Here is a 23,498-nt window from a genome sequence, read left to right as displayed (position 1 = left end):
TAAGACCCTGAAGTAATCCCTGTGTTAGTCTATTTAAACACCGGTTAAAGGCTCTAGAAACCTTAGACCGTGTGGACGAACCGCTAAGACGTCCTTGCTTCCCTCTCATACAACATACTCAGGTACCATCCCTTTGGTGCGTTCATTTCATAAATTTACTTAACTATTTCTGTTTTCATAATTAAATCGATGAGAATAGTTTGGAGTGAGCCTCCGCTTTCAACTTGATAAAATAATTTGTCATCCTTGGACCATTCCACTAGCGTGATACGGTCACTAGATTGCCAAACTTGCTTGGACGCAAATACAATTTCATTGGAAGAACTGTTCCTGATCACTACATGCTGGTCTTCAACGATAGCCTCGAAAGCGCCCGTAGTTGATTTCAATGGATTCTCGCCGGCAGGAACAGTCAAAGATTGCATCCCCCCGACATCACCTGTACTCGCCCACTTCTTCACAATAGGAGCAGGTGTCGGCTCCGTAGTTTTCAGTTGATTCGCATCCTTAGGCTCGTCTGGCTGCTTACTTGAAGCTCCGGGACTAGCCGCTGAATTCGTCAATGTAGACTTCGAAACCTTCATCCGTTCCGGCTCTGAGGTCGAAGGTGTCATGTGTGTTGCACTTGAATCTTTCGCGGCCCCTGATTGATTGAGGGCTTTTGGCTCCTCCAGATTCGCGTCTGATGAAGCTTGCGGTTTTGAACCACTTGCAGCTGATGCTTTCGGAACCGATGTCTCTTTCAGAGAATTGGCGGTTGCGTCATTCGACGCTTTCACCTTTGTATCTGCACTGCCCGCAATCTTCTTCTTGTCTGCATCTTGAACTAGGTTCGGATCGACGGCAGCCGTGCTGCGTTGTTGTCCAGCACTTTTCTCTTCGGATTTGGCTCTCGGCTGCAGCAAACCATCTGCTTGATCTAATACAGGATGCTTCAGATTAAATGCAAAGAAACCAAGGATGAGGCCTGCGGCTACGACTCCGCCTGCGAATTTCCAAGAGAACTGTGATCCGAATCGGCGTGTCCAAGGGAGTTTGGGGGACTGTCCATGATCTATCTGGCTAACATTCGTGCTGAAGACAGCCTTCTTTTCGGTAATGGACGCCGCGGCTTGTCTATCGATATCAGCTAGCTGCGGCAGGATAGCATCGACCAAACTATATGGAGGAATAACCTTAGGTAATTGGGCAAGTTCACCGGACAATCTCTGTAAACGTTCAAACTTCTGTACGCAGTCCAAACAGTGCGCCAAATGAGCATGAAGCTCATTTTCCTCTTGCGCATCTAAATCCCCATCCAGTTGTCTTTGCATAAGTTCCATCACCTCTTGACAATTCATCCCCGAACACCTCCTTTCTGATATTCTTGGAGCAGCGACTGCAATTGCTGTCTAGCTCGAAATAAGTAAGACTTCACTGTATTAAGCGGTAAGTTAAGCGACTCTGCAATTTCATGATACGAAAAGTCCTGCATGTAACGGAGAACAACAACAGATCGATGGTGCTCGGGAAGCTTGTCGATTGCCTCTCGAATATCTTTGGCTAAATAGTCGGTCATAATTTCATATTCAACATTATGCTCTGCAGTAAAGGTCATATCATGCTCATCAATAGAAACCGTAGGTTTCACCTTGCGAAATTTATCGATGCAGATGTTAGTTACAATCCGCTGCACCCACGTCTTGAATAACGCTTTTTCTTCATATAAGTCAATTTTTGAATAAATCCGAAGGAGCGCCTCCTGTGAAGCATCAAGGGCATCCTGTTCATTATTCAAAATGTAATAAGCAGTTCGATAGACGTGAGATTCAATTTCTCGCAATAGGGTAATGAGAGCATCACGATCACCGGCTTGAGCTGATCTTACCAGTTCGGGTGCTACCACTGGGATCCCTCCCTCTTGCAATCTTACAGACGCAGCAGCGCCTCATAAGGTTGCAAATCTTTTAGAATAAAAAAATAAAAATAATGGCAGTCTTGCAACTACCAGAATAACAAACTTTCCTGAATAAATACACTTCTTAGACGTAATAGAACCGGATTAGTTTAATCCTCACCAGACGGATCCGCTCATCCCCTTTCTTATTTCGGTCAAATTACTCTTCATTGTAAGCAATTGTAAAAAGTTGAGATAGTACTATGTTTGTGTAGTACCGGATGAAGAATCGTGTAAATCTACTATAAGTGGTAAATATTACAGATGAGCTATTTGAAAGAAACCTATTGCCATCGTCGCCGTACTCTCACTCACTATCTCCCTACGTGCTGCTGGGATCGCGTGGAAATAGGGTGGAGCAATCGATAAACAAATGCGAAAAACACCTAAAAGGCACCTATCAAATGATGGTGCCCAGTGGTTTGAAACAAAGCAATGCTCATTTCAAGCGATGTGGCCAAAAGTAAATCTAGTTTGCATACAATGCTGGATTTTTTTCTACGAAATAGTGAAATGCGAAAAGGCGTCCACGTATTAATCGCCGATGGATAAGCCCCGAATTAACGCTTCATAGCTTCATTCTACTGTAAAGCTTGCCATTCCTCACTTCAATCTGCACCTCACCCATCTGGTCCGTTCGAAACACCTGTATCTTATTTTCTTCCAAACGATTTAACACATCAGGAGCTGGATGACCATAACTATTCATTGCGCCTACAGAGATGACAGCCAAAGAAGGCTTCCAATAATCGAGCCACCCAGTCGTCGTGGACGTTTTGCTGCCATGATGAGCGATTTTCAGTACGTCGACTTTGTGATTATTATTATTATTCCTTGGATTAATGTTAACTAATGAGGGGTTTTCTTTTAAATAGTCAACGATGATGGCTTCTGATTCCTTTTCCATATCCCCTGTAAAAAGCCAACGAGTCCCCTGCATCTCCATTAGGAAAACGACGGACTGAGAATTCTGTTTTTTGACAATTTCGATCTGTTGATTCTTTTTTTCCAAAGGAAATAAAACCTGCAGTCTTGTAAGCGGATCAATCTGAATCCAATTGCTTGAATTCGCAGGCAAAAGCGGTACTTTCCGGGTTAGCAGGGTCTCAAATAATTTCTCAATGCTTGCTCCCGGTTTGAGCGTTCCATTAAAGAGAAACTCTTTGACCGGCATTTGCGACATGACAGCCTGCAAACCGCCACTGTGGTCGGCATCTTCATGTGTGAGAACGACAAGATCAAGCTGATGAACTCCTCGCTTCTTGAGCAGAGGAACTAGCAGCTTTTGCCCAACTTCAAATGGATCCTTGCGAGTTTTCCACCCTTCTCCCGGCTTCCTGAATGTAAGAGTCCCCCCTCCATCGACCAGAATATGCCGCCCATAAGGCGTCCGAATCAGAATAGCATCACCTTGACCAACATCGATAAATTGAACAAGACCGGAACGATTAAAGCGTTCCGGCGAATAACCCATCCATAGCAATAGAAGGAAGCCCCCTATCGCATAGCCTAACCACAACGGTATGTTTACTTTTTTAATTCCTTTGACGCTGACCAAAACAATGGGAAGCCCTGCCCCGGTTGTTTGAGACAACCGCAGCCATAAGCAATAATTCAAAATAAGAAGACCATAATAAAAAGCGATCCAAGGTAAACTTGGCGCCGGCCAAAACAACTTGAATTGGTCTAAATGCTGAAGTTTATCTGTCGACCAGAATATCGCTTCATTTAACCACGAAATGAGCAGACCGATGCTGCTGCCAGCCGGAACATAGAGGATCCCCACAAATACAGCAACCAAGCCTGCGGGGAACACAACCATGCTAATGACAGGAACCAAGACAGCATTAGCTAGCCAAGACAATAAGGAAAACTGATTAAAATAATAGATGGATACCGGAAAGGATATTAATTGGGAAACGAGGGTAATGGAGGCGGTGTTTCTAAGGATTGGCGAGGACATCCGCGGGACGAGTAATTCATTTACTCTTTGTACCCCAATTACGAGACCAAGTGTTACTAAAAAAGAAAGCTGAAAGCTGACGTCCACCAAGAAGTAAGGATTCCACACAAGCATGACCCATGCGACGATCGCCATAATATGCATTACATCCTTAATCAGCCCCCTCCGAGCTGCGTAGAGGGCAATCATAGACATCAGTCCGCCCCGTACAATCGACGGTGAAGCCCCAGTCAGTAGGATATAGAATGGCAATAACCATATACAGATGAGTAGATAAGTCTCTTTGGTTAGCTTTAATCGGCGCATGATCCAGATGCAAACACCCAGAAATACAGCAATATTCAAGCCCGATATGGCTAAAATATGGGTCAGTCCGAGCTCCGAAAATTGCTGGAATCGCTCGGGATCGAGATCATCTGTCTGACCGATCAGCATGCTCTTCATGAACCCCGCCTGCGATGCGGGGAAGATCAGGTCCATACGCCTGCTGAGAGCATTGCGCAGCTCGTCGTTCCAGCGCAGCAGCTGGACAACGCTTATGCGCATAGCCTCTGGCTCAACTTGCGCCTGATCCACCCCTTTGGCCGAGAGCAGCCAATGGGTGTGGTGAAGGCGCAAGTATCGGCGGTAGTCGAAGCCGCCGAAATTGCGGGACGGGGACGGGCTTCTCAGCGTCCCGTGCAGCGTAAGGGCGTCGCCTCGCCGCCAGCCCGCTGCCACCGCCTGCTGCTCTTGCTGGAGCAGGCGCAGCGAAACCTGCACGCTTTCCCCGCCGAGCGGGAAAGCATCGTCTTGGAAGCCGATGGACGCGGCTTCCATCGTGAAGCTGGCCCTGTCGCCGTCGACGGTGACAGGGCTGCTGAATCGGCCGAGCAGCGTGACCTCGCTGCCGTCCAGGTTCTGCTGCTGCAGCGGCAGCAGCGTAGTGACGTTGCGCTGGTCGGTCCATTGGTAGTAGCCGTAGGCTACACCGACCAGCAGCAGGGCGCACAGCGGCTGTCTGCCAGGCAGCCGCAGCAGATAGATGACGACAAGCGCGGCTAGCAGCAGCGCGCTCGTTGTCAAAGACAACCACCGCAGCTCGGTATAAAGCGCGAGCACATAGCCAGTTATCCACAGACAGCATCCTATAACAACTGGTCGTTTCATTTGAAATCCCCTCTTCCTCCTTGAAAAATAAAAACCTCTTTCCATTAGAGCCGGCAAAGGCTGCTTCTAGAAAGAGGTTCTTCCTCAATATGATTAGTTCACAACGTCAGATACAGTGCCGTGTGGAGGTTCGTATCCCTCCATTCTGCGAAAGACAATGCCTCGGGCCTCCATTAAGTGACTTACTTTCTCATGATCCTTCGGGTAGCCACGATGGAAAACGATCTCCGTCACACCGCTGTTAGCCAGCATGTTCGCACAAGTCCAGCAGGGTTGATCGGTGACATAGACGATTGAGCCTTCGCGATCTTCGCGATCCGTAAACAGCAGCAGGTTTTGCTCTGCATGGATGGTGCGGATACAGCGCTGCTTGCGAATGACTTCCTCGATATCAGCCACCACTTTTAGCTCGATTTCTTCTACAAGCATACAACCTGCTTCCGTGCAATCAGGTACACCCATTGGGGCACCATTGTAAGCTGTACCAAGCAGTTTCTTACCTTGAACCAGCACAGCACCAACATGCCGTCGATTACATCTTGAACGTGTGGACGCCATATAAGCAATATCCAAGAAATACGTATCCCAATCTTTACGGTGGTACATAACGGAGCTGCCCTCTCCTTCCGATGGCCAATGATAGATGTCATTGTATCCTTTTTTCATTTCTAGTATTTTCTCATATTTTCTCTCAAAATAAAAGAAAGGACTACATCGAAGTGACATAAAGGAATGACTTCAGCTTCACCAGCATTTTCTCTCCAATGCCTTTCACTTCCGTCAGCTCATCAATCCGGCTAAATCTACCTTTTTGCATTCGATAGTCCAAAATCGCCCTCGCTTTACTTTCTCCAATCCCAGGCAGCTCGATTAATTGCTCAAGCGTAGCGGTGTTAAGATCCAATTGGCTGGTTGGCGGTGCGGGAGGAGAACTTGCTTTTGGTTGTGTGGCAGAAGGTTTTGCAGGTTTGTTAGCATTGGCTATGGGTGTGGGTATGGGTGTGGGTGTTGTCGACTTGAAGTCTGGCGTATTTGATGGCTTTGTTTCAGGGGTTGGCTCCTCCGCAGCATGAGATATCATAGCTTGCATCTGAGCATTCATCGGTGAAAATTCAGTTTCTATCGTAGATCTGCCTCCTAGTAAGAAGGGCCAAACTACGAAAGCAATTAAACAGATCGCAGCTAAAATGAGCAGGATCCTCCCTTTTTTATAACTAAATAAATCCACGAATTCCCTCCTAACATAATCGCCAATAAGTGAGCATATACATGAAAAAGCATCCGAATGGTATCCAAAACTAACCCAGTTCTATATACTATAGATGAAAATGACTGATTTTTTTCGGGAGGGATTACTAGATGAAAGCAGGATTCATCGGTACTGGGAGTATGGGAAGTATTCTGATTGAAGCGTTCATTCATTCTGGCGCTTTCAATCCGGAGCAAATTATTGCTGCAAATCGAACAATTCGAAAAGTCGAGCTTCTTGCGGAGACATATCCTGGGCTTCAGGTTGCCGGGTCGAATAGAGATGTCGTACTGGGGAGCGATCTTATCTTTCTATGTGTGAAGCCGTCTGAATTCAAGAAGGTTATTGATGAAATTAAAGAGGACGTGCTCCCCTCTCAATTAATCGTATCCATCACTAGCCCTGTCCTGATCAAACATCTGGAAGGTCATCTCCCAGCAAAAATAAGCAAAATTATTCCAAGTATCACAAACTATGTGCTTAGTGGTGCTACATTATGTATTCATGGGAATCGCATGCAGCCTGAGGATAAAGAATGGCTTGAAAACCTATTTGCCCATATCTCCTCACCAATACGTGTCTCCGAAAATTATACGCGAATCTCTTCGGATCTATCTAGCTGCGGTCCTGCATTTCTAGCCAATTTCATTCAATCGTTTATTAATGCAGCTGTTGAGGTAACCGGCATCTCGATTGAGGAAGCCACATTGCTAGCCAGCGAAATGACGCTAGGCACGGGAAAACTGCTTACAACCGGGGGCTTCAACCCTGCCTCCTTGCAAAAACGCGTCTCTGTACCGGGCGGAATCACAGAAGAAGGATTGCGCATCTTGGACGACGAGCTTGCCGGAGTTTTTTCCCGAGTCATTTGTGCTACACACGCTAAATATGAAGAAGACCTTGAGAAGGCTGAGCTTCTATTTTCATTGAAGCAGCTGCCTTCCCAATAGTCAACTTTTCTCCTACTATCCTACAACGATATTCACTAACTTTCCTTTTACAACAATTAATTTGCGAACGGCCTTTCCGGCGGTCGCTTCTTTGACTTTGTCGAGATCAAAAGCGATTTTTTCCATCGCTGCTTCATCTGTATCTTTGGATATCATCACACGATCAACAATTTTGCCATTCACTTGCACCACTATCTCAATTTCATTATCGACAGTCCATGTTTCATCGTAAGTTGGCCACGGCTCATAAGTAATCGATTCTGTGCCGCCCAACTTCTCCCAAAGCTCTTCAGCCAAATGCGGCGCAATCGGAGATAGCATCTGAACGAAATTTTTCATTGCTTCAAGCGGTAAACGTTCCGTTTTATACGCTTCATTGACAAAGATCATCATTTGGCTAATCGCTGTATTGAACCGAAGGGCATCGAAATCCTCGGTTATTTTTTTGATCGTACGGTGCCATGTCCGCTTGAATGTTTCGCTGCCAAGTGTTTCGTCGGCGCTGATCTTGGCTTGTATTTGTCCGTTCTCGTCAACAAACAGCCTCCACACACGATTCAAGTAGCGATAAATACCTTCTACACCGGTTGTGTTCCAAGGTTTTGTTGCTTCAAGTGGTCCCATGAACATTTCGTAAATACGCAGCGTATCCGCACCTTGATCGTTAACGATATCATCCGGATTTACAACGTTGCCGCGAGATTTACTCATTTTCTCCATGTTCTCGCCAAGAATCATCCCTTGGTTTACAAGTTTATGGAAAGGCTCCTTGGTATGAACAAAGCCAAGATCATAAAGCACTTTATGCCAGAAACGTGCATACAGCAAGTGAAGAACAGCATGCTCCGCACCGCCGATGTAAAGATCTACAGGCAGCCATTGCTGCTGAAGCTCCTGCGAGCAGAACTCTTTATCATTACGAGGATCGATGAAACGCAGATAATACCAGCAGCTGCCTGCCCATTGCGGCATCGTATTCGTTTCGCGGCGAGCTTTCATACCTGTTTCCGGATCGATCGTGTTCACCCATTCCGACACGTTCGCCAGCGGTGATTCACCAGTGCCTGATGGTTTAATTTCATCAACTTGAGGAAGCAGGAGCGGCAGCTGATCCACCGGGACAGGCTTCATTGTGCCATCTTCAAGATGAAGAATCGGAATCGGCTCCCCCCAATATCTTTGACGGCTGAAGAGCCAGTCTCTCAGACGGTAGGTTACTTTGCCTCGGCCTTTGCCATTCTGCTCCAACCAAGCGATCATATGGCTGATCCCTTGTTCAATGTTTATCCCATTGATCGGACCGGAATTGACGTGTGCGCCATCCCCAGTATAAGCTTCCTTCTCTAAATCTCCGCCTTGCACAACTTCAATAATCGGCAAATCGAACTGCTTAGCAAACTCCCAGTCACGTTGATCGTGGCCCGGAACAGCCATGATAGCTCCTGTACCGTAACCGCCAAGTACATAGTCAGCAATCCAAATTGGCACTTTCGCGCCATTCACCGGATTGACAGCATAAGCCCCTGTGAAAACACCTGATTTGTCCTTCGCGAGATCCGTACGCTCAAGATCGCTTTTGCGTGAAGCCTTCTCTTGGTACTCCTTGATGGCAGCTGCTTGATCAACCGTTGTAATTTGCTGCACCAGTTCATGTTCAGGTGCCAATACACAGTAAGTAGCGCCAAACAAAGTATCTGGACGTGTTGTAAATACCGTCAGACTTTTCTCCGCGTGTCCCTCAATGGCAAATTGAACTTCTGCGCCCGTTGATTTACCAATCCAGTTACGCTGCATATCTTTAATGCTCTCAGACCAATCAAGTTCCTCAAGATCTTCCAGCAGACGCTCAGCATACTCGGTAATTTTCAGAATCCATTGACGCATCGGCTTACGAATAACAGGATGGTTCCCCCGCTCGCTCAGACCGTCAATTACTTCTTCATTGGCAAGAACAGTACCCAGAGCCGGACACCAGTTCACAGGCACTTCATCCACATAAGCGAGTCCTTTATTGTACAGCTGGATGAAAATCCATTGCGTCCATTTGTAGTACTCAGGATCTGTTGTACTAATTTCCCGATCCCAGTCATATGAAAAGCCGAGTGATTTGATTTGACGACGGAACGTATCAATGTTCTTCTTCGTGAACTCACGCGGATCATTCCCCGTATCCAACGCATACTGCTCTGCCGGAAGTCCGAAAGCGTCCCATCCCATTGGATGAAGAACGTTAAAGCCTCTCATTCGTTTGAAACGCGATAAAATATCCGTTGCTGTATAGCCTTCAGGATGCCCTACGTGCAAGCCTGCTCCGGATGGGTAGGGGAACATATCGAGCGCATAAAATTTCGGCTTATCCGAATTTTCCAGCACTTTGAACGTTTTCTTCGCATCCCAATAAGCTTGCCATTTCGGCTCAATCGCTTGCGGGTTATAACCTTGCAGTTCTTTTGTTTCTTTGGTTTCCTGTGTCATGTGTAATTCCTCCCTGTATACGGCCATTGAATGCTTAGACGAGCAGGTGACGGAATCACCGACTAACCTTGCAGTCCATTCATCTTCGTGATTCAAAAGCGCTGTAAGCGCCAAAAAACCCCTCATCGCTAGCGGATATCGCTAGGGACGAGAGGTTAGATTCCCGTGGTACCACCCTAGTTAACACAAGACATTCTTTGTCTGTGTTCACTCTGCCCCTTAACGCGGGTGAGACGATCCAGCTAGCACCATTTATAGGGATCTTTGAGCGTAGCTCAAAGTCTCTCCGCTATAGGGATCTTTGAGCGTAGCTCAAAGTCTCTCCGCTATAGGGATCTTTGAGCGTAGCTCAAAGTCTCTCCGCTATAGGGATCTTTGAGCTACGCTCAAAGTCTCTCCGCTTTAGGGATCTTTGAGCGTAGCTCAAAGTCTCTCCGCTTTACATGGTGATTCACCTTCTAGCTCCAAGGCGAGTTCACAAGACTGACATCTACCGGCTTCCACCCTACATCCGGCTCTCTGAAAGATGTTGTACAAGTTACTAGTCCTCTTCTAAGCTTTAAGCACATCTGATTAGCTTTGATTATATGTAAAATAATGCCGAACTGTCAAGCAGCGATGGCCTTTATGGGTTTATTTCTTAGCAACAAAGAAAGCTCGTTCGGTCAACAGTGTTGGTTGCTCCCATGTAAAGTCAGCTGCCATATGTACCTGAGTGAAGCCAGCAGCCAACAGCATTTGCCCCAGCCATTGCAAAGAGTAAGCCCGTTGTTGATGAGTTTCGTCGATGCGTCGGAATGTATCCCTGCCACTACTATCTTTGACAAATATGGTTAAATCGTGCTCAATTTGTACTCTTTCCTCGTCTAACTCGCTTGTCCATATGTATGCAACATCGTCTTCATTCAGGAAAAAAGGCTGAGATTCCGCATAAGCGAACAATTGCTCCGGCGTGTGAACATCGAAAAGGAATAGACCTCCCGGCTTAAGCCCTTCAAAGGTTTGACGGAAAGCATCTACGATGTCTTCTTCCTCTAGTAAATAGTTGAGACTATCACAGAAGGATAGTGCCGCATCTACTTGTTCACCGAGGTCCCATTCACGCAGATCCTGTTGTACCCAACGAATGGTGCCTCCGCGAAGCTGACCGTTGTGCTCATTTGATTTTTGCTCGGCGACTGCCAGCATGTCCTCAGATAAATCAATACCCGTCATCTGGTACCCTTCCAAGGCTAGCGGTATCGTCAAATTTCCGGTTCCACAGCCTAGATCCACTACCGTAGAAGGCTGCATACCAAATCGTTCAAAGCTTTCCTTAACAAAACGAAGCCATTCATCATATGGCATGCTGTTCATTAAGCGGTCATAGGTATAGGCAAATTTTTCGTAACTCATGTTAGCCTTGGGTCTCCTCTTGTTTCAGATAGGTCCAATCATCCTCCTGATAGATGAGCCCGTCCTTCATAAGCTTGCCTAATGCACGTTTGAAAGCCGCTTTACTTAGGCCAAACCGATCTTTGATAATGTCTGCCGATGTTTTGTCGGAAAAGGGCATCGCTTTCCCAGGTCGCTCTTGGAGGACACTCATTATTCGCTCAGCATCTTCATGGAGTCCCTTTTCCTTCGGCAGCCGCATCGATAGATTGACTCGTCCATCCTCTTCACGCACAAAAGCAACCCGAACGTCAACCAACTCACCTACGCGCAGCAAACGTGTTCGTTCCGGAGCGGCGATTAGACCGATAACGCCATACCCGAGGACACCGGCTTCACAAATGACGAAGGTACCTATTTGCAGGGGTCTATACACACGTGCTTTGACCCACTGATTACCCCAACTCGAAGGAGCGCGAACACAAAGAGGAGCCAAATCCTCCTCCAGCGCTAGCTTCGCGATTAAACGACCTTGTCGATCATGAGCTAACGTAGCATATACCTTATCTCCCACCTGAGGACGCAGCGTCTCTAATTCCGGGACATGTCGGTAAGGAAGAAGTAGATTGCGACCAAGACCCATTTCAAGGAAATAACCAAATCTAGGGTGAATATCTACAACTTCCAGCAACCCAACTTCGCCCATGAGGAGAAGCGGACGTTTCATTGTCGCCATAAGTCTATCCTGTGTATCGTGAAATAAGAAAGCTTCCACCTGGTCTCCAGGTTTAATTTTACCCACGATCTCCGCATAAGGCAGAAGGACATCCTGATAGCCGTCGCTCAGGAAATAACCATTAGGCGGAACTTCCCTCGCCACCTCTAGGGTAACAAGGGATCCTGCTTCCAGTCTCATACGCGCTCCACAACTTTGGCATCGGACCAAAGTCTTTCAATGTTATAATATTCACGATCATCGCGGTGGAAGACATGAAGAACAACATCCCCTAGATCAAGCAGCACCCATCTTGCTGTATCAATACCTTCGAAGCCTCTGATATTTACACCGTGCTCATGCGCTTTCTTTCTAGCTTCGCCGGCAATCGCTTGCACTTGTGTTTCTGAATTCCCGTGACAAATAACGAAATAATCGGCAATAAGGGAAACGCCTTGCAAGTTAAGGGTTACGACATCTGCCGCTTTTTTATCCTCAGCAGCCTCAACAACAAAAGCCAAAATTTCCTCAGGGTTTTTACTCATTCAATCATCCTCCAAATATTATCTGTTTATTTGTTCAATCAAATCATTTCGGGTCAAAATGGTAAGCGGATAAATCCGTTTGCCTTTGGCAATTAAAAAGCTAATTGTGGAGTCAAAACCGGCGACTAGAGCCTTCTCTAAACTTTGATTCGCGATTTCACGAATGTGATCCACACCTGGAAAATCGCGCCCAGGCTCCATATAATCCGCTAAGCAAACGATTTTATCCAATAATGTCATCTGTTCACGTCCTGAGGTATGATATCGAATTGCATCAAGTATCTCCTCATCATGGATTCCAAATTGTGCCTCAGCTATATAAGCACCAGCATGGGAGTGCCATAGCTCCTTATCGTAGTCCAATAAGTCCTGTGGCAAACCATTCTCGCGAATAATCTTAGCTTGTTCCTGCACGGGCCAATACTTGCAATAATCGTGCAAAATCGCCGCGAGGTCGGCTTTAACAGGGTCACCACCAAAACGATTGGCCAAAATAACGCTTGTTTCCATCACACCGAGTGTATGCAGCCAGCGTCGCTCAGGCATTTGTTCCTTCACCGCTACCATTAGTTCCTCACGATTCATACAATCGGTTCACCTCCATGAAACCATTCACCGCCTCTGGAACAAGGTAACGGACTGATCTACTGCGCTGCCTTTCCTCTCGAATGGCTGTTGATGAAATCTCTACAAGCGGCATAGGTACAATTGTCACGCGAGAACGAATATTCATAGACATATGCGTTGTATCGAGTTCATAGCCTGGCCTGGCTAAACCGATAAAACGAATATGCCGCACGATGTCATCGATGCGATGCCACTGCGGCAAATATTGAACCATATCTGCACCTATAATATAAGCAAATTCCGTATCTGGATATTCCTTGCATAGCAATTCAATCGTATCGATACTATATGATACGCCGCCTTTACTAATTTCGATATCAATTGGACGAAAAAAAGGATTGCCTTCCGCAGCAAGGCACACCATCTCCCAACGCTGCTGAGTCGTTGCTTTTGGCGCAATCGATTTATGCGGCGCTACATTAGCCGGCATCAGCCATACCTCGTCCAGTCCTGCTCCCACCCTCGCTCGCTCCGCCGCGATCAAATGACCGGTATGAATCGGGTCGAAGGTGCCTCCCATAATTCCGACAAGCATGCTTCCACCTCTTTAGCGCGGCAGTTCAATCTTCTTCTTGTCACGCGATTCTTTGTAGAGCACAACAATTTTTCCGATAACCTGCACAAGCTCTGCACCCGACTTCTCGGACAATTCGGCGCCGACTTCGTCACGATCTTCTCCGCTGTTGTTTAGCACGGTAATTTTAATCAATTCACGAACTTCCAAAGCTTCTTGAATGTGACGAATCAAGTGATCGTTCACGCCGCCTTTTCCTACTTGAAAGATCGGATCTAAATGGTGCGCCATTGAGCGCAAATAACGTTTCTGTTTGCCTGTTAACATAGATGTCCCTCTATTCATACTTATTCAGCTAACGACTGTTCTACCACCTGTCTCATTACTGCAACGGGTGCAGGAGTACCAGTCCAATATTCAAAGGCAAAAGCACCTTGATAAATAAACATACCGAGTCCGCCGTGGATGCTGGCCCCAATAGCTTCCGCTTCACGAAGAAACCTCGTAATTCGCGGATTATAAATTAAATCGCTAACTAGATGATGCGTTCGCAGCAGTTCTACCGGTAATGGAAGCTCATCTATATAAGGATGCATGCCGGCAGAAGTTGTATTCAGAACAAATTGCGCCTCATCTACAACATGTCCTAGCTCGTCCATCCCAAGTCCGATCGCTTTGGTATAAGCGCTGATTGTGTCGGCAAGCTCCAAAGCGCGTTCTTTGGTTCGATTCGCGATGTAGATGCGGCCCGCTCCTTCTTTCGCAAGCGCATAGGCAACGCCTCTGGCTGCTCCGCCGGCTCCAAGGAGAAGAACACTTTTTCCTGTCAATTCGATGCCAGTTTCTTCCTTCAACGATCGCACGTAGCCAATACCGTCTGTATTGTAACCGATTAGCTTGCCAGCTTCATTAACGATGGTGTTTACCGCACCAACGATCCTAGCTCCTTCATCGATCTCATCCAGGTACTGCATAACCTCCACTTTATGTGGAATCGTTACGTTGACACCGCGATATCCTAACGCCCGTATCCCGCGAACCGCATCGCCAAGTTCATCAGGACGAACGTGGAAAGCAGCGTAAACAGCGTTAATCCCTGTTTCCTGAAAAGCACGATTCAACATAATCGGTGAACGGGAATGACGAATCGGATCTCCGAATACCCCATATAAAATCGTATGACTGTCAATCGTCCGGTTCTTCTCCATGGTCTCCTCTTTTCCCCCTAAATCAAAGACTCACGCGTAATAACCTTAATCCCTTTCGGTGCATGAACAGCAAGCTGCGCTCCAGCTAAGCTGTTCACTTTAATCCAGCCTAAACCGGAGATCATCACATCCATCAGCTTCCCTTTCGGAATGTGCAGCGGGTGCTTCACAAGCCTAGGAAGCTCATCCAAATCCGCAAGGTTAGGTGGCGCAAGCATCACACCTTTGTGTTCTTCGTATAATTCATCAGCCCGTTCCAGCTTAGTACGATGTATTTGAAGCGCATTAGAGGTGTAACACGTGAATGACTGATGGTCGCCTTTGATAAAATCAAACCTAGCTAATGCACCAAAAAATAACGTTTGCGCTTCATTTAATTGAAACACCATCGGTTTTAGCGGCTTATCCGGCATAATCCGGGCTAAATCACGCTTTTTCACGACTTCGGTTAGACGATGTGTGTGCACGATACCGGGTGTATCAACGATAAACCGGCCATCATCCAACGGGATTTTTACCAGATCCAGCGTCGTACCCGGGTACTGTGACGTAGTGAGCTCAGATTCCAAATCACTGTAGTCGCTGATTAAGCGGTTAATAAGTGTCGATTTACCGACATTCGTTGCGCCGACAACATAGACATCCATGTTACCGCGATATTCCTGCACAGCTGTAATCACACGGTCAAAGCCTATATTTTTCTTCGCACTGCACAGAACGATATCAACAACCTTAAGGTTCTCCTCTTTAGCTCTGCGCTGTACCCAGTTAATGATCTTGTTTGCGTTCGTCACTTTCGGCAGTAAATCGATCTTGTTTACGACCAGCAGAACGGGATTCGTACCAACAAAGCGTGCAAGACCGCTAATCATACTGCCTTCAAAGTCAAAAATATCCACGATTTTCACAACAAGAGCTTTTGTTTGACCAACATGTCCCAGTAATTTAAGGAAGTCGTCCTGCTGCAATGTGATACTCGAAGATTCATTATAATGCTTTATACGATAGCAGCGCTGACAAATTAGCGGTTCCTTCTGCATCGCATCAGCCGGAATAAAGCCGAGCTTACTCTTTTCTTCTGTCTGCAGCAATACGCCGCAACCCGCACAATGATTAATCGTTTCTATACTCATGAAACCTCCTATTTCTTCATCCTAGATAAAGCCCATTTCTCAATACGACGATTAATTTTTGTAAAAAAACCCTCATCCTTAATTGAAATTGGCTGAACTAGGATCGTGTAAAGCCCCATCCGATTGCCTCCAAGAACGTCTGTTAACATTTGATCACCTATGACGGCTGTTTGTCTGGCATTCGTACCAAGCAGCTTCATAGCTCTGTGGAATGAAATGTTTGTTGGTTTCTTAGCACGGTGAATGAAGGGAATGCCTAGTGGCTCCGCAAACTTCGATACCCGACCATGATTATTATTGGACACGATGACTACCTTGAATCCGATCTTCTGCAAGCGTTTCAACCACTCTATTAACTCAGGAGTCGCATGCGGATCACGTGCGCCTACGAGTGTATTATCGAGATCAGTAATAATACCGCGAACACCAAATCCCCATAGATGAGTGGCATCAATATCATAGATTGTATGTACGGACTGTCTGGGTAAAAGTTTTTTCAGCAAACAAATTCCCTCCAACTGCTTCCTCGACATATACGAGAAACTATACCATAGTGCCCCTCACGTTGCAAAAAGAAAAGAACATACTTTCCCACTAGGAGCGGTCAGGAAGCGGTAACCAGTTCAATACGTTTTGAATTTTACGATCCCAGTAGCCCCACTCATGTTCGCCTGGCTCTTCTTCATAGGTCAAGTCGATATGTAATTCATGGCAATAATCGCGGAATCGAATATTATCCTTATAAAGGAAGTCTTCCGTTCCGCAGCATTGATAGAGTTGAGGAGCTTTTCCCTCCTTGCCTAACAGCTTCTCTGCCAAATAAAATAAATCATTCCCGCTGCCTTTAATTTTGGACGTATCTCCATAAATCAGTTTGAATTCGTCCGGGAGGTTCGAAGCTATGCTTACTACATCTAATGCACCCGACAAACTTGCTGCGGCTGCAAAACGCTCTGGATATGTTAGCGCCAGTTTCATTGCGCCATAACCGCCCATTGACAATCCTGCCACATAATTCAGTTCTCTTTCTTCAGCCAACGGGAAAAAAGATCGTGCTAAAGCAGGTAATTCTTCACTAATAAAAGTCCAATATTTCGGCCCCGCCGCCATATCTGTGTAAAAGCTGCGATTAACAGCCGGCATAACTACCGCTATTCCCAATTGCGATGCATAACGTTCAATCGAGGTTCTTCTCATCCAAATGGTGTGATCATCTGACAATCCGTGCAGCAAATATAGCGTGGGATGTTTTTTGCCATACACGGCAGATGCTAACCCGATTTGATTTTGAGCCGCTTGCGGCAAAATGACATTCATTGAGGCAGAAACACCAAGGGAATCTGAATAAAAATGACAATCGATAAAGGCCATATTAGTAAACTCCTCTCATAGTGAAAACCACCCCCTTCTAAGGAGAGTGGCTTATTTGGCTTATTTCATTTGTTCTTTTAATCTAGTAATAGACTGACTAACGGTCAGGAAGTCTACTTCAGTGGAATTTGCCTGACTGTATTTCGCGCGTTCAAACAGCTCGAGCACGGTTTCCAGCTCTTTTTTCATCCACTTGCTCTGATTCGACCACCTTTTGGTCGCTTCTCGCATCGTTTCGTGCTCATGTCTTGTGTAGCCCTTGCGACGGCTTAATCGCAGCAGCTTCTCGAATTCTACAATAATTTTTTGATTAAAATTAACGACCTGCATTTGTTTCCTGCGGGTTCGCCATGCTCTCCAAGAGTCGCTTTTAATGATAAAGAATAGAACTAAAGCAACAACTCCGGCAGCTGCTACACCGCCTAACGTCAGCCATAGCCATGTTAGGCTTGGAGCATGGTTGGTTGAATCAGGCAAAGTAACAGGATCGCTTTCCGTAGATAGGTCAACAGGCGGCGGGGTTTCCTCTGGGAACAGATTCGGTAACTTGAAGCCGGAGGTCGGCTCGAAGGCGATCCAACCAAAGCCTTCGAAATACACTTCTACCCAAGAATGAGCGTCTGAATTTCTAACCGTATAAGTACCTGCCCCATCCATATCTATATCTTTGCCCAGTTGACTCAAGATGCCAAAATCTCTATATTGCTCAGGTATCGGTGAAGTGCCTGATGAGTAACCTTTCACCCAACGAGTTGGAAGCCCAATCGAACGGGTGAGTACAGCCATGGACGTTGAGTAATAATCACAATACCCTTGCTTCACTTCAAATAAGAAACGATCCACAAAATCCTTACTTTTACCCTTACTTTCATCTGGCGTGTTCGTATACGGATAATGCTCAGACAAATACTTCTCGATCAACTTCGCTTTATCATAAGGATTCGTCGCGGTCTTGGTAATGTCGATTGCCAACTGCTTTACTCGTTCGGGAAGGTCAGCAGGCAATTGCAGGTACTCCGCCCAATCGGGTTGATTGGCATAGTCTGATTTGACTTCTCGTAATAACGCTACGTCCAGGATGGGTTCCTGCGTAATGATCGTATAATCGTGAGGATAATTACTTTTCCCTACAAAACGAAGCTCAGATTGGCGAGGCGACCATAAAATGCGTTGAAACGGGTTCTCACCTTTATTCACTTCCACAATTTTCTGGATAGCAAATCCCCCAAATAAAACGGGAAATACGTCATCTCTATCCATGACAACTTTTTGTGTCACTTCTTTCGTTTTCAAAAGCGATTGATCAAATCTCGTGTCCAGCGGCAGCGGAGTAACGTTTACACGATTGATAGGTAATTTCCGCTCTGTAGGGCTAAGATCCCATCCTTTTCCATTATACAATGCTCTTGTTTCGCCACGGAAATAAGTTCGCTTACTCGTCTCGACAGTCATTACGGGCGTATAATCAAACCGAAACCCGCCGCCAAGCCGGCTGTCATCTCTACTGTAGCCGGAGGAAGTATCGCCTGTAGATGCCGTGATGCTGACTCCTTTTCCTAACAGAGGGACGGCTTCGCCGCGGCTCACTTTCCAAGCCGTATAAGGATCCGTTAATATCGGATTCACGGCTGGTGCAAATAGACCTACTAAAAAGGTGATGCTGACAATCAATAATATAGGAACAACGAGGGAAGATGGGTAATCGGTAATCGTTTCCCAAATAACGGGTGCCCGCTTCTTTAGTAGAGAAAAATGCCGCACCATCAGCAGTGAAAAACCGCAGAATATAACCATAGCCACTTGCGGCCACAAAAAGATCATGCTGAAGGAATCTCGAATGGCGAAAAACAAAATACTAACAACGATAAGGACAAACACACGTAATCTCGATTGTACTGACCACATGGCAAACAAATAAGCAATCCACGCGGTCAAACTAAACCAGATGAATGGCTCCAGCTGCCCCGCATTCAGAGCAATCCACTTCAGAACATCTTTCCAAGTCGTCACATGCACAGCGACAAAATGGTAGCTCATACCCAATCCATGTAGCCATAGAATCAATATAAATTGGATTACGGTTCGCCATCCGCGGTGCAGATGCGGTATGAGGTAAGTAGCTGCTACAATTCCCAGGGTACCGGTCACAAAGGCGACGGTTTCCGGCAACCATAAACCATCTTCTTTCATGATCCAAATCACAAATTGATAAAGAAAAATACCTGTAAGAATAGCGCTTACTCGTTGTTCCCAATCGGTAAGTAAGATCCTTTTCCACACTGAGTTAGGCATAACGTTTCGCCCCTCCCAACAGGTTAGGCAAGTCCGCCAAATGACTGACCTCATAACCCATATAACCTTGTGAGCGAATTGCCTTTATCCAATCCTCCTGCGTGCTTTCATTTTCCGTTCCTTGCAGTTTGACAGCATGAGAGGGTAGTGCATGAACCCAGATATGGCATGGATTCATCTGGAGATGCTCCAGTTGAGTTAGTACCTGCAGCATCACCGAGCCCTTTTGCGGAGAAATGAGTACAAAGAAGCAACCAGCTGGCAAATCTCTCGAGTGTTCCTTCATAATTTGATTTAAAGAATGATAACCATCTGCTTCTACACCGACTAAATGTTTTAATATATGCTTGTGATGATTCTGACTTTGTTTCGGTTCAAAATACGTGGATTCCTTCCCAATCGAAAGCAATCCCAGTGCCAAGTCACGGCCAGCTCCATAGCGAAACAAGGAAGCTGCAACAGAAACCGCCAGTTCAAACTCGTCTGCGTCCGCATAAGCACGGGCAGTTCGGTCCAACAAAATAATCGTTTTAGGCAGGGATTCTCGCTCGAACTCTTTGGATTTCCACGTACCTGTCTTAGCGGTGGCATTCCAGTGAATACGTGATAAGCGGTCTCCATAAATGTATTCGCGGACACCATTAATTTGCGTCGTTTCACGATGCGCTCTCGTCGTTGTAGAATGATGCTGCATACCTTTGAGCATTTGATGAAATTGCGCCCACTCCCGAATCGTAACGGTTTGTGGATACACAGTGATCGGCTGCTGGAGCTGAATAAGGCCTTTATGTTGAAAAAAACCAAAAATATCCTCTGTTAAGCACTCCGTCGCACCAAATCGGTAATATCCTCTTCTTAAAGGAGGTGTACTGTAAAATAGTTCGCCTCTACGTTTCCAATCTGGGACTAGCGACCCTTCGAATATGGCTTCTTCCCCATTCTGACGAATAAGCTGGTCTTTGATCATCATGTACGGAATAGGCCAGTATCCTGGAATCTGTACTTGAATACTGATCTGCAGAGATTGCCCCGCTTCAAGCTGTGCTTCCTGCCCTGTATTTGTAAGTTTGCGTGTTCCAAGTGCACGTTTAACTCCGCTCCAATTGCCAGAGAGCAAATACACTGACAATAGTGTGATGATAATAAAAAGCATGGAGGCCAGCTTACCTCCTTGAAAAAGTAGGAAGAATAAGCTAGCCGTGAAGCACGAAATAAGTAGCCATAGAGCTGCCGGAAACCGGGGACGTTCCCCGAATCGTTTGAATACCGGTCGATTCATAGGCTCACTTCTCCAATCGAACCGGCACGCGTACCTGCTCGAAAATCGCGCCGAGAACTGAAGAAACCGTGGCCCCGTCCATACGGGCTTCGGAATGAAGAATCATCCGGTGACCTAGAACGTAAGGAGCTAGGTATTTGATATCATCAGGTATCACATAGTCTCTTCCACCCAAGAAAGCAAAAGCTTTGGAGGCTAATACTAATGAGAGTGTTGCCCTTGGACTCGCTCCAAGGAAAACAGCGTGATGTTCACGTGTTTTTCTAGCAATAGTGACTAAATAATCTGCTACCGTTTCATCCAAGTGGACTTGACGGACCTGCTCTTGTATCGCTAGCACCTGAGATGTATCCATGATAGCCTGTAGGGCATCCATCGGATGCACCTTGCTCTGGGTAGCAATCATTTGCTTCTCAGCGGCTTCACTCGGATATCCTAGACTAAGCTTAATCATAAATCGGTCCAGCTGCGCTTCAGGTAATATATAGGTGCCTTCGAAATCAATCGGGTTCTGGGTGGCCAGCATGAGAAAGGGAGAAGGAAGCTCGTGTAAATCACCGTCAACCGTAATATGCTGTTCTTCCATGGCTTCCAGCAAAGCAGACTGCGTCTTGGTTGTTGCCCGATTAATTTCATCTACGAGCAAAATATTCGTCATAATCGGTCCTGAACGGAACAGGAACTTCTCTTCTTTAGGATGATATATAGAAACACCTGTAATATCGGAAGGTAATAAATCCGGATTACATTGAATGCGGCGAAATTGGCCATCAATGGATCGAGCTAGAGCCTTGATCAACACAGTCTTGCCTGTACCTGGAACGTCTTCAAGCAAAACATGTCCGCCGGCCAGCATAGCGGTAAGCAATAAATCAATCTCAGAGCTCTTGCCAAGAATGCATGATTCTAAATTTGCTTTCAGCCTAGCTAGAACTTCTACATGATGATGGGTGGCAGTTTCCATTTGTTGATCCTCCTTAGAGTTTTCGTAAGAAAACTTACTTCGTAAGCACGAGCTGAGTTTTCGTAAGAAAACTTACGTCGTAAGCATAAGCTGAATTTTGTTTGCAAACTTTCTTCGAAAGCGGTGCTGAGTGTTTTGCACTGCCTATTACTTAAACGCTACCAATAGGCGAAAATACGCCCATATGTCCGTATTTCTCAGAATAGTTAAGAAAAAGTGCGTAAATCCAGTTTACAGTAAAGTTTTTCGTCCGTATACTTGTATTTCCTCTAAACTTATTTGTTAAAATTAACCATGCGAAGTATTGCGTTCTTCTGATCGATTAGACACAAAACAAGCCCCTTCGGTTCTATCCGAAGGGGCTTGCTTGCCTAATCATTTATTTATCCTTTAGGTTTAAAAAATACAGCAGCCAAAAACGAGAATATGATAGCCGCCGAAATACCCGCGCTGGTTACTTTAAAAATGCCGGTTATGATACCAATATATCCATCCTTATGCAGTTCCTCAAGCGCTCCGTGCACAAGCGCATTGCCAAAACTGGTAATCGGAACGGTTGCCCCCGCACCAGCAAATTCAATGAATGGATCATACAAGTTACAGCCGTCTGCTATAGCGCCAAGAACGACTAGTGTGCTCATCGTATGTGCTGGTGTTAACTTCCCTATATCCATCAATAGTTGGCCGAATACACAGATGGCTCCACCAATAACAAAAGCCCAAAAAAAGCTCATGCGTACAACCCTCCAGACTCAATAGAAACAGCATGTGCAATACAAGGGATGCTTTCCCCTTGCTGAAAGGAAAGTGGAGAAAGCAAAGCTCCAGTCGCTACGACTAGAATTCGCTTCAATTCCCCTTTCTTGATGCGCTTAAGTAAATGGCCGTAAGTGACGGTTGCCGAACAACCGCATCCGCTTCCTCCCGACTGCACGTTTTGCTTGTCTCGATGATAGATCATCAAACCACAATCATCATACGTTGTTTGGTCGATCGGAATCTTGTGCTTTTGAAATAACTCACGGGCAATATCGGAACCTACCGTAGCTAAATCGCCGGTAACGATAAGATCGTAGTAACCAGGCTCACGATTCAGATCACGAAAGTGAGCTTGAATCGTATCTACTGCCGCCGGAGCCATTGCAGCGCCCATATTAAACGGATCCGTGATTCCCATATCAATGATCCGTCCGATCGTGGCTGAGGTGACGACAGGACCGTCACCCGTCTTCCCCAGCACTGCGACCCCAGCGCCGGTTACTGTGTATTGCGCTGTCGGAGGCTTCTGCGATCCGTATTCCGTCGGATAACGGAACTGCTTCTCTGCCGTACAGTTGTGGCTGCAGGTCCCCGCCATCACATAGTTGGCGGCACTTGAATCCAGCAGCTGCGCGGCAAGCGCTAGCCCTTCCATCGATGTGGAGCAAGCGCCAAATATGCCGAGATAGGGCATGCCCAGCGTACGAACAGCGAAGGTATTGGAGATGATCTGATTCATCAGATCACCTCCAATATAGAACTGAATCTGACCGCCGGTAAGCCCGGCGCAATCAAGCGCATGCTGCGCAGCTTCTTCGAGCAGCGCTTTCTCAGCTTTTTCCCATGTCTTCTGACCAAGGGTCAAATCACCATGAACGAAATCAAAATCATCACTTATGGGTCCTTTGCCCTCATCAGGTCCTACTACCGTCCCCGTCGAAAGAATGACGGGGCGATTCTCAAAGACCCAGCTCTGATGCCCCTTCAGCATACGG

General features: G+C 46.3%; 22 protein-coding genes. 1 reads left to right on the top strand and 21 read right to left on the bottom strand.

Annotated elements, in window-relative coordinates:
* Positions 1-155: 155 nt before the first annotated feature.
* The 5 genes from BLT91_RS01595 to BLT91_RS01575 form a co-directional block, all read right to left on the bottom strand.
* On the bottom strand, positions 156-1,340 hold the full coding sequence (locus BLT91_RS01595) for a zf-HC2 domain-containing protein (protein ID WP_090815907.1): 1,185 nt from the start codon (positions 1,338-1,340) through the stop codon (positions 156-158).
* On the bottom strand, positions 1,337-1,885 hold the full coding sequence (locus tag BLT91_RS01590) for an RNA polymerase sigma factor (protein WP_090815905.1): 549 nt from the start codon (positions 1,883-1,885) through the stop codon (positions 1,337-1,339). The genes BLT91_RS01595 and BLT91_RS01590 overlap by 4 nt, the downstream gene beginning before the upstream one ends.
* Before the next feature lie 619 nt (positions 1,886-2,504).
* Positions 2,505-5,048 (bottom strand): DNA internalization-related competence protein ComEC/Rec2, encoded by a 2,544-nt coding sequence (locus tag BLT91_RS01585; RefSeq protein ID WP_175532047.1) that lies wholly within the window; start codon positions 5,046-5,048, stop codon positions 2,505-2,507.
* Positions 5,049-5,141: 93 nt separating this feature from the next.
* Positions 5,142-5,654 carry a deoxycytidylate deaminase gene (locus tag BLT91_RS01580; RefSeq protein ID WP_090817178.1) on the bottom strand — a complete coding sequence of 171 codons (513 nt, stop codon included), beginning with the start codon at positions 5,652-5,654 and terminating at the stop codon, positions 5,142-5,144.
* Positions 5,655-5,757: 103 nt separating this feature from the next.
* Positions 5,758-6,276, bottom strand: a complete 519-nt coding sequence (locus BLT91_RS01575) for a ComEA family DNA-binding protein (protein WP_254776746.1) — start codon at positions 6,274-6,276, stop codon at positions 5,758-5,760.
* A gap of 131 nt (positions 6,277-6,407) precedes the next feature.
* Here BLT91_RS01575 and comER point away from each other — a divergent pair, with 131 nt between their 5' ends.
* Positions 6,408-7,247, top strand: a complete 840-nt coding sequence (gene comER, locus BLT91_RS01570; protein WP_090815901.1) for a late competence protein ComER — start codon at positions 6,408-6,410, stop codon at positions 7,245-7,247.
* Positions 7,248-7,262: 15 nt separating this feature from the next.
* Here comER and leuS read toward each other — a convergent pair whose 3' ends face one another.
* The 16 genes from leuS to spoVAD form a co-directional block, all read right to left on the bottom strand.
* Positions 7,263-9,722 carry a leucine--tRNA ligase gene (gene leuS / locus BLT91_RS01565; protein WP_090815900.1) on the bottom strand — a complete coding sequence of 820 codons (2,460 nt, stop codon included), beginning with the start codon at positions 9,720-9,722 and terminating at the stop codon, positions 7,263-7,265.
* Positions 9,723-10,355: 633 nt separating this feature from the next.
* Positions 10,356-11,117 (bottom strand): class I SAM-dependent DNA methyltransferase, encoded by a 762-nt coding sequence (locus BLT91_RS01560; protein WP_090815898.1) that lies wholly within the window; start codon positions 11,115-11,117, stop codon positions 10,356-10,358.
* A gap of 1 nt (position 11,118) precedes the next feature.
* Complete coding sequence (locus tag BLT91_RS01555) at positions 11,119-12,012, bottom strand: CvfB family protein (protein ID WP_090815896.1); 894 nt, start codon at positions 12,010-12,012, stop codon at positions 11,119-11,121.
* Positions 12,009-12,356 carry a ribosome silencing factor gene (rsfS, locus tag BLT91_RS01550; protein WP_090815894.1) on the bottom strand — a complete coding sequence of 116 codons (348 nt, stop codon included), beginning with the start codon at positions 12,354-12,356 and terminating at the stop codon, positions 12,009-12,011. The genes BLT91_RS01555 and rsfS overlap by 4 nt, the downstream gene beginning before the upstream one ends.
* A gap of 18 nt (positions 12,357-12,374) precedes the next feature.
* Positions 12,375-12,941, bottom strand: a complete 567-nt coding sequence (yqeK, locus tag BLT91_RS01545; protein WP_090815892.1) for a bis(5'-nucleosyl)-tetraphosphatase (symmetrical) YqeK — start codon at positions 12,939-12,941, stop codon at positions 12,375-12,377.
* Positions 12,931-13,518 carry a nicotinate-nucleotide adenylyltransferase gene (locus tag BLT91_RS01540; RefSeq protein ID WP_090815890.1) on the bottom strand — a complete coding sequence of 196 codons (588 nt, stop codon included), beginning with the start codon at positions 13,516-13,518 and terminating at the stop codon, positions 12,931-12,933. Before BLT91_RS01540 ends, yqeK begins: the two co-directional genes overlap by 11 nt.
* 12 nt (positions 13,519-13,530) lie before the next feature.
* Positions 13,531-13,824 (bottom strand): ribosome assembly RNA-binding protein YhbY, encoded by a 294-nt coding sequence (gene yhbY, locus BLT91_RS01535; protein ID WP_090815888.1) that lies wholly within the window; start codon positions 13,822-13,824, stop codon positions 13,531-13,533.
* A gap of 20 nt (positions 13,825-13,844) precedes the next feature.
* Positions 13,845-14,705 carry a shikimate dehydrogenase gene (gene aroE / locus BLT91_RS01530; RefSeq protein WP_090815886.1) on the bottom strand — a complete coding sequence of 287 codons (861 nt, stop codon included), beginning with the start codon at positions 14,703-14,705 and terminating at the stop codon, positions 13,845-13,847.
* 17 nt (positions 14,706-14,722) lie between these two features.
* Positions 14,723-15,838: a ribosome biogenesis GTPase YqeH gene (yqeH, locus tag BLT91_RS01525; RefSeq protein ID WP_090815884.1), complete on the bottom strand. Its 1,116-nt coding sequence runs from the start codon at positions 15,836-15,838 to the stop codon at positions 14,723-14,725.
* 8 nt (positions 15,839-15,846) lie between these two features.
* Positions 15,847-16,341, bottom strand: a complete 495-nt coding sequence (locus BLT91_RS01520; RefSeq protein ID WP_175532046.1) for a YqeG family HAD IIIA-type phosphatase — start codon at positions 16,339-16,341, stop codon at positions 15,847-15,849.
* Between the two features lie 91 nt (positions 16,342-16,432).
* Complete coding sequence (locus BLT91_RS01515; protein ID WP_090815882.1) at positions 16,433-17,209, bottom strand: alpha/beta hydrolase; 777 nt, start codon at positions 17,207-17,209, stop codon at positions 16,433-16,435.
* A gap of 60 nt (positions 17,210-17,269) precedes the next feature.
* Positions 17,270-19,501, bottom strand: coding sequence for a transglutaminase TgpA family protein (locus BLT91_RS01510; RefSeq protein ID WP_175532045.1), 2,232 nt, complete (start codon positions 19,499-19,501; stop codon positions 17,270-17,272).
* The gene (locus BLT91_RS01505; protein WP_090815878.1) at positions 19,494-20,780 is read right to left on the bottom strand and encodes a DUF58 domain-containing protein; all 1,287 of its coding nucleotides are present in this window, start codon (positions 20,778-20,780) and stop codon (positions 19,494-19,496) included. Before BLT91_RS01505 ends, BLT91_RS01510 begins: the two co-directional genes overlap by 8 nt.
* A 4-nt stretch (positions 20,781-20,784) precedes the next feature.
* A complete protein-coding gene (locus tag BLT91_RS01500) occupies positions 20,785-21,744 on the bottom strand; it encodes an AAA family ATPase (protein WP_090815876.1) in 960 nt (319 codons plus the stop codon).
* Between the two features lie 383 nt (positions 21,745-22,127).
* Positions 22,128-22,478, bottom strand: a complete 351-nt coding sequence (gene spoVAE, locus BLT91_RS01495) for a stage V sporulation protein AE (protein WP_090815874.1) — start codon at positions 22,476-22,478, stop codon at positions 22,128-22,130.
* A complete protein-coding gene (gene spoVAD, locus BLT91_RS01490; RefSeq protein WP_090815871.1) occupies positions 22,475-23,494 on the bottom strand; it encodes a stage V sporulation protein AD in 1,020 nt (339 codons plus the stop codon). The genes spoVAE and spoVAD overlap by 4 nt, the downstream gene beginning before the upstream one ends.
* Positions 23,495-23,498 lie beyond the last annotated feature (4 nt).

It is taken from the genome of Paenibacillus sp. yr247 (assembly GCF_900103825.1).
GTDB lineage: Bacteria > Bacillota > Bacilli > Paenibacillales > NBRC-103111 > Paenibacillus_E.
This window is presented reverse-complemented; position numbering and strand designations above follow the sequence as displayed.